Origin of the sequence: Mesorhizobium sp. M6A.T.Ce.TU.016.01.1.1 (assembly GCF_003997065.1) — a bacterium.
Lineage (GTDB): Bacteria > Pseudomonadota > Alphaproteobacteria > Rhizobiales > Rhizobiaceae > Mesorhizobium > Mesorhizobium mediterraneum.
In genome coordinates this window covers 1-6,597 of the sequence record NZ_RZTJ01000051.1, presented here as the reverse complement: position 1 = coordinate 6,597, position 6,597 = coordinate 1, and the positions used below count along the sequence as shown (strand labels likewise).

The 6,597-nt window shown below is 58.4% G+C and carries 5 protein-coding genes and 1 pseudogene; 2 read left to right on the top strand and 4 right to left on the bottom strand.

Features of this window, described 5'->3' with window-relative positions; genetic code table 11:
* From EOC94_RS32680 to EOC94_RS32670, 3 genes are all read right to left on the bottom strand, one after another.
* Positions 1 to 1,267: ParB/RepB/Spo0J family partition protein (locus EOC94_RS32680; protein WP_148128452.1), on the bottom strand; the 1,267-nt coding region annotated here is incomplete at its 3' end.
* Positions 1,264 to 2,076: a hypothetical protein gene (locus EOC94_RS32675; protein ID WP_127295698.1), complete on the bottom strand. Its 813-nt coding sequence runs from the start codon at positions 2,074 to 2,076 to the stop codon at positions 1,264 to 1,266. The genes EOC94_RS32680 and EOC94_RS32675, both read right to left, overlap by 4 nt.
* Before the next feature lie 714 nt (positions 2,077 to 2,790).
* Positions 2,791 to 3,210, bottom strand: a complete 420-nt coding sequence (locus EOC94_RS32670) for a hypothetical protein (protein ID WP_127295696.1) — start codon at positions 3,208 to 3,210, stop codon at positions 2,791 to 2,793.
* 481 nt (positions 3,211 to 3,691) lie between these two features.
* Here EOC94_RS32670 and EOC94_RS34960 point away from each other — a divergent pair.
* Positions 3,692 to 3,966: pseudogene (locus tag EOC94_RS34960) on the top strand (DUF2285 domain-containing protein).
* 110 nt (positions 3,967 to 4,076) lie between these two features.
* On the opposite strand, the gene EOC94_RS32660 reads toward EOC94_RS34960, so the two are convergent.
* Positions 4,077 to 4,538, bottom strand: coding sequence for a MucR family transcriptional regulator (locus tag EOC94_RS32660; protein ID WP_127295700.1), 462 nt, complete (start codon positions 4,536 to 4,538; stop codon positions 4,077 to 4,079).
* 328 nt (positions 4,539 to 4,866) lie between these two features.
* Between EOC94_RS32660 and EOC94_RS32655 the strand changes: the two genes are divergently transcribed.
* A complete protein-coding gene (locus EOC94_RS32655; RefSeq protein ID WP_127295694.1) occupies positions 4,867 to 6,519 on the top strand; it encodes an MFS transporter in 1,653 nt (550 codons plus the stop codon).
* Positions 6,520 to 6,597: the final 78 nt, after the last annotated feature.

Genomic DNA, 6,597 nt, shown 5'->3' with positions numbered 1-6,597 from the left:
TCTTGAAGCCATGCTCGTCCCAGCTATTCTGGGCCCTTGCCTTCGCCAATGCGGCTGCGGCCCGCAGAATGTCATCAAGAGCCGCCGATAGCCGAACAATCGGAGCGACGACGACTTGTGCGTCCTTCGCCTCCTCACTCGCTTCCTTCGCAGCCGAATTGACAGCACTTCGTACCGAAGCAAGAAGTTCTTCCACCGGCAGTTTGGTGCCGTCCGGCATCTCAACGATCTCCTCGGGCTTCCGTCGGGCGAGAAACGACAGAACTGAGGTCAAGTCTGCAGGCGAATAGGAACTGTCCTCACCAAGCACCTCGTCAAGCAGATCGTCGGTACTCTTGTTGGCGCCACCCCCAGCCACCGACAGCAGCGATGTTAACGTGGGGTCGATCGCAAATTCGCCTCGCACGAAAGCGCTAGCATCCTTGCGGCGGAGATGCCGAAGATCGCGATAGTTTACGCCCGATAGCGTCCCCAAAAAATAGACGCTGCGAACCGACCTCGCTTCCTCAGGTTGTTTGTCCTTGACGTGCTTGGAAAGCTCCTCGAAGGCGGACTCGTTGCCGACAAAGTCCGCATGGTACCGTGTGCCGTTGGACATTGCGACGAGTTGATGCAGCTGCTGCAGCTTCTCGTACTGCGCCCTCACCTCGGCAGGCTTTAGGCGCATGCGTTGCGCGACGCGATCCCAGTCTTTGTTGGAAGCCTCGAAGATCTCTTCAATCAGGATCGCCTCGTTTACCCAGGAATATTCCTCACGGTAATCCTTGGCGACCTGAAGCTCGGTCTCAAGGTCGACGAGTTCGTCAGCCGTCGTATCGCCGGGCAGAACGTACGCGCGGATATACCGGGCGGACGGGAGATGTTCATTCAACCAGAGGTCGCGCAACCCGGCCGAGCGCCGGTTGCCGTTAATGAGGACACCCTCTGCGGTGACCACCGCAGGCTCTTGTTGGCCGCGCTCACGCAGATCCTGTTTCAGCGCCTCGAATCCTTCTTGCGACGATAGGATCTTGAGCTGCGCCTCTTGCGCGGCAGGACCCATCGGATCACCGCTAAAGAGATCCGCGACGCCGCTCTTCTCGATCTCTCGCATCTGCTCGGCCCGCGTCCGGTGATTGAGCGTGGAGAAGCGAACCCACTCGATCGGTAGGCTAACGACAGGCAGTTCTTTCTCAGGCCGCATCCATTGCGGGAGCAACTGGCGCTTGGCGTCAGCGATGCGCGCAGCAAGAAAATCGGCTCGCTCCTGATCTACGACGGGGTTCAACGTGGATCGCTCCTGAAGATGGTCGAGCGGCCTGCCCCGTATCTCGACGCTATGGTTGTCCGCGTGCCGCGCTGTCCTTTCGAGAAACCAACGTGGCCGGTATAGAGTGGGACCTCGTTCGCGTCGATGCCGAAGGCGGATAGGAGGACCGCGGGAAAGCGGCGAGTTCGGTTGCCGGTCCAGTTCCATTCCGCGGGTCGCTCGACATGGAGATCGTGCCGCTCTGGCATTATCCAGACGCAGGGTGGCGGCACCTTCTTGCCGTCCACTTCAACCACGCGCGCAACCTTGGGGCATGGACGCAATGTCGTTCCACAAGTTGGGTTGTGGAAGATCACCCCGTCTACAGCGTCGGCGTATTCCGGAGAGAAAAACCTGTTGCGCAGACGGTTCACGCCCTTAGCCACGTGTTCACCAGGCTCGTATTGTAGGCTGTCGCACAACCACCACAGATAGGTCTCGTTCGCCCAACTCGGGGCTGACCAATTGACGCTGCTGTGCGCGCCATCGGGACAGCCCTTCTGGATGATTGCTACGCTGCCGATACCGTCAATATACAGTCGATATACGGTGTCATCACCGTAATCAGGTTTGTCGAAGCTGGAGATTACCTCTTCGGTGGCCATGTGCTGCAATAAGGCGACGAGGAAATTGCGGCGGTCCGCATTGCTGGCCGCAGCGCTCCCGCGGATGCGCTGAATTGCGGCGGGCAGTGCCAGCTCGAAGTCTCTTGACGTCAATCCGCGGCGCCGAAGAAACGCTTCATCTGCCGCTATAGCCTTCACGGCACCGACTACGAGATCAATCACCTCTTCTGGCGGGGCCCCCGGATGCCTGCATGGCGCCGCATTCTCACCTGCCACGAATCCCCCGCAAGTTAGATAGTTTGCTTCGTGCGCAATTTATAAGACGTTATCGCTCATTCACCAAGCGGAACGTGGGATCAACGTCACGCCGTTCCCTTGACCTCCCATCAGGGATGGTCCGCAAGGAGTCATCCCGGGCCAGGCAAACATTTCCTGGCAGCGAATCGTTGGGAAACCGCATCTGACGGGGCGCGCCAATAGTCGGCGCTAGTATCACATTTCGCGAACAGCGGGATTAGACGCAGACCGGAAATGCGTTGCATGTCTGGTGGATAGAAACAGACGCCTGGTACCCGCGCAGTGACCTCCGTCCCGGTCGTGAAGGGCGTTCCGACCCTGCCCGGAAGCAGAAATTCCGAATGTCGCAGGAGGGTGGATGACCGTCCCGCTAAGCGGAACGAGCAGGTTGCGTCAGGTAGCTGACATTTGAAGGGCTTCTCCTCAGCAGACCCTCGCCCTCTTGATGCTGGGGCAGAGTGCAGAGTTCTATGACGTGAATGTGTTGAGCACACAGCGTGTCTGGGATCGACTCGAGAATTTAATTCAGGCATCGCATCCAAGTGGGCGAGGGAGGCTCGAGCAGTACGATCCGTCCTTTGCTCAACGCTGTACGCGCTGAACCTCCCGACAGCCCACTCAGTCAAACGCCATTAAGAACTATTCGACAACGGCTGACGCCTTGTGGTGATAAAAAATAGACTTGGCCTCAAATGTCAGCCGTTTTCCTCTAATCATGCTTCTCGGAATTTTTCTCGCAACGTTAATTCTAACTTTCCGGACGTGCTCCCACCGGATATCGACGACAGCCAAAGTCGGGTCATCGATCGTAAAAACAGTTCTTCCTGGAATGAAATTCCCATCCTTCTCAATGCTAACCTCAACGGTATACTTGTTGACCTGCTTTGCCCTAAGTGCTGGTTCTGGAAGCGGCATATCCCACGTTTCCAGATGAAGTTCACCGGAGATGGGGTCGCTTGCCTCAATGCATTCTAGGAACATGTAGTCCATACTTACCGTGTTTGGATTTTCTCCACGAGAATAGCATTCTGTAGTCAAGTATACTGCCACTTCGAGCATTCGTGGTTCAGTTGCCCCTTGACCGGATAGCTATGGCCGCCAGACTGGGAATTGCTGCTATGCAGCTTTCCCTTAAGCGCCAAGGTCGCGATAATTCCAACTCCGTCGGTGTTTCCGTCGCCAAGACGGATCCAAGGTCTTCGGAGCATGCGAGTCATCGAACATGATCTCCCTCATGCATGCACTGCTCTTGGGGAATTTATCCAAACTGCCACGGGTTGAGAGATCCATTTGGCCCGGGATTTTTATGGCTTCTACTGCGATCTTGTCAGGGACGATAACATCAACGAGTACGGTCTCCGTCGCGTTGCCGACCAAGACAGGGAAGTGGCTTACGCCCGAAAAATCCACGGTGGGCGCGCCACTGCTGGGACGTGGCGCGGACCTTCGTCTACGAACGATCATATTGAGTCGGTATGGTGGTGAACTGTCAGCGCACGTTTGAACCCATAGGCCCCTTGAAGCTACGGGAATGGCATGCATGCTCACGCCCTTACTTGACACGGATGTCGCCGATGAAGCACCAACCGTGGCTATACTGACCGGATACGACGAGGAGCGGCTGATCTTGTACATTCGGCCACTGGACGCCGCAGCAGAAGACGTGGATTGGCGACGTGGCCGAAATCGTGCTCAAAATTGATCCCGAAAAAGAGCCCGAGCGCGCGTACCGAGCGTGGGAGAGCCATCTCGCGCGCGCGATGGAGGACGACGAACGGCTACAAGTACCTTTTTGCAGGTGGCGCGCCCCATTGAGCGGACCTGCGCTGCACGCCTGCGAGGAGTCCGGGTAAACTGTTTGCTGCGAAAAGGCGGAGTTCTTCCGCCTTTTCAAACTCCGGGTGCCAAAACGAACGTGCGGACAATCAGGCCGCGGCCTTTTTGCGGGTCCTTTTTGCAGGTGCAGGCTGTTCGGGTTCCTTAGGCTTTCTACCGAGGCCAATAGTCTTGGCCAAAGCCGAGCGCGCGGCGGCATAATTCGGGGCGACCATCGGATAGTCTGCCGGCAGGCCCCATTTGGCGCGGTATTCGTCGGGCGTCAGACCATAGTGGGTAGAGAGATGCCGCTTCAGAGACTTGAACTTTTTTCCGTCCTCCAGGCTGATGATGTAGTCGGGCGTGACCGACTTCTTGATGGGAACTGCAGGCTTGAGGGCTTCAGGCTCCGCTGGGGAGCCGCCGACTGTGCCCTTCAGCGCGGCATGCACCTGCCCGATAAGGGCCGGAAGCTCGCCTAGGGGGACTGGATTCTTCGAGACATAGGCCGATACGATGTCAGCGGTGAGCTCGATGATGGCATCAGTATTGTTCTCGGCTTCTTCCGTCACGGAATGCTCCTGGTTGAATGAAGGCAGTGGGCGAAGTTCCGCTTCATAATCAAGGCAGTCCCGGAAAGCAATGAAAGTCACGGCAGTGCTCTCTCAACACCGCTCAGACGTTCCGGCAGAACCATCGATTGGGCCGCTAAGGCGGTTCGGCTCATGGATGAACAGCCATTTTCTAGCAGAAGGGTTTCGGTTTCGGCCCGGTAGAAGGCATCGAAAAATAACTTGCGCTACGCACCTTTAATGCCCTGATCCTGCCACTCTCCATAGGCAAGTGCGCCAAGGAGAAAACTTCAACGCGACCTGTACACGAAAAGAGAGGCTCGGCCCAATGAGCAGGGTGGCGCGCGCGGACGCGGCTTCAGTTTCGTCGGCGACGTTTGCTCCACTGGAGAACCCGACCTTTCGCGCGATCTGGCTTGCCGCACAGGTGTCCAGCTTGGGCTGGCTGATACAGACCGTGGCGATCAGTTGGCTGATGGCAACCATCTCGACTTCGGACGTGATGGTCGCCCTGGTGCAGGCTTCGACGACGCTGCCCGTATTCATTCTGTCGATCTTCGCCGGGGCAATTGCCGACAATTTCAGCCGCCGCAATGTGATGACGCTCGGCTGGTGCGTGATAGCGTTGTCATCGACGATGCTGACTGCTCTTGTGGGGCTGGGATTTTACAATCCATGGATGATCCTCGCGTTCAGCTGTTTGGCCGGATGCGGCGCCGCTTTCACCGACCCTGCCTGGCACGCGTCGGTCGGCGACATCCTGCGAAAGCGCGAGGTTCCGGCCGCGGTGACGCTGATCTCGGTCGGCTACAACGCGGTGCGAAGCATCGGTCCGGCGCTCGGCGGCATCATTGTCGCCTCCTCAGGACCTCTGACAGCATTCGCTCTGGCGACGCTGACCTACCTCTCGATGCTGTGGGCCATAAGGCGCTGCAAATGGAGTGTTGGCTCTTCACCCCTTCCACGGGAGCCGTTGACCACGGCCATTCATGACGGAGCGCGCTTCACGGCATTGTCGGGGGAGATCAAGGCGGCAATCGCGCGGGGAGCGCTGTTCGGTTTGGCCAGCATCTCGATACTGGCGCTGCTGCCTCTGGTCGCCCGCGATCAGCTTGGGGGAGGGCCAATCGCCTATGGTATCCTGATGGCCGGCTTTGGGGCGGGCGCTTTGTGCGCCGGCATCTGCAACAACGTGCTGAGGCGGTCGCTGTCACAGGAGCGACTGACAACACTGGCGTGCATAGCCTGCGCGGCGTGCTGCCTGGCTCTTGCTTTCACTCCTTCACTGGTGGTGGCGACTGTGGCTTTGGCGCTCGGCGGCGCGGGCTGGGTCGTCACCTGGACGGGGCTTGACGTGAGCGTGCAGTTGTCGAGCCCTCGGTGGGTCGTTGGTCGCACGCTCTCGATCTACTCTGCCCTCTCGGCAGGCGGCATCGCGGCCGGCAGCTGGCTGTGGGGCATGGTGGCTGAGAATTATTCGCTCACATTGGCGCTGGAAAGCTCCGCTGGCGCTCTCCTGTTGGTTGCCGCCACCGGGTTCCTGCTCCCCATTCGTCAATGGAAAGAGTCTGACCTAGACCCTTCTGCCTTCGAAACGCCAGAGCTCGCCCTGGACTTGAAGTGGAGAAGCGGCCCGATTGTCGTGAAAATCGAGTACTCAATACCGGAGAACAATGTCGAGGCTTTCCTGGACCAGATGCGGGAACGACGCCGGGTGCAGAGCCGCGTCGGTGCCCGGCACTGGAACCTCCAGCGCGATCTGCAGGAGCCGTTGCATTGGACAGAGACATTTCGCACGCCCACCTGGATGGATTACCTTCGTCTGAACCATCGCCTCACAGCGGCGGACAAGGAACTGGATCAGCGTCTCCTCGAATTGCATGTGGGAGAGCTTCCACCTCACACCAAGCTTTCGATTGAGCGGCCGACCGGAGCGACCCGCAAGCGGGACCAATCGACAAGCTTCTTTTTTCGGCGTTGATCCCATGCAAGCGTCACGATCGCTGATCCAAGACGTCCGCCGCGTCGCACCGAGTGGTTTGCCAACGGTGTGGTGAAG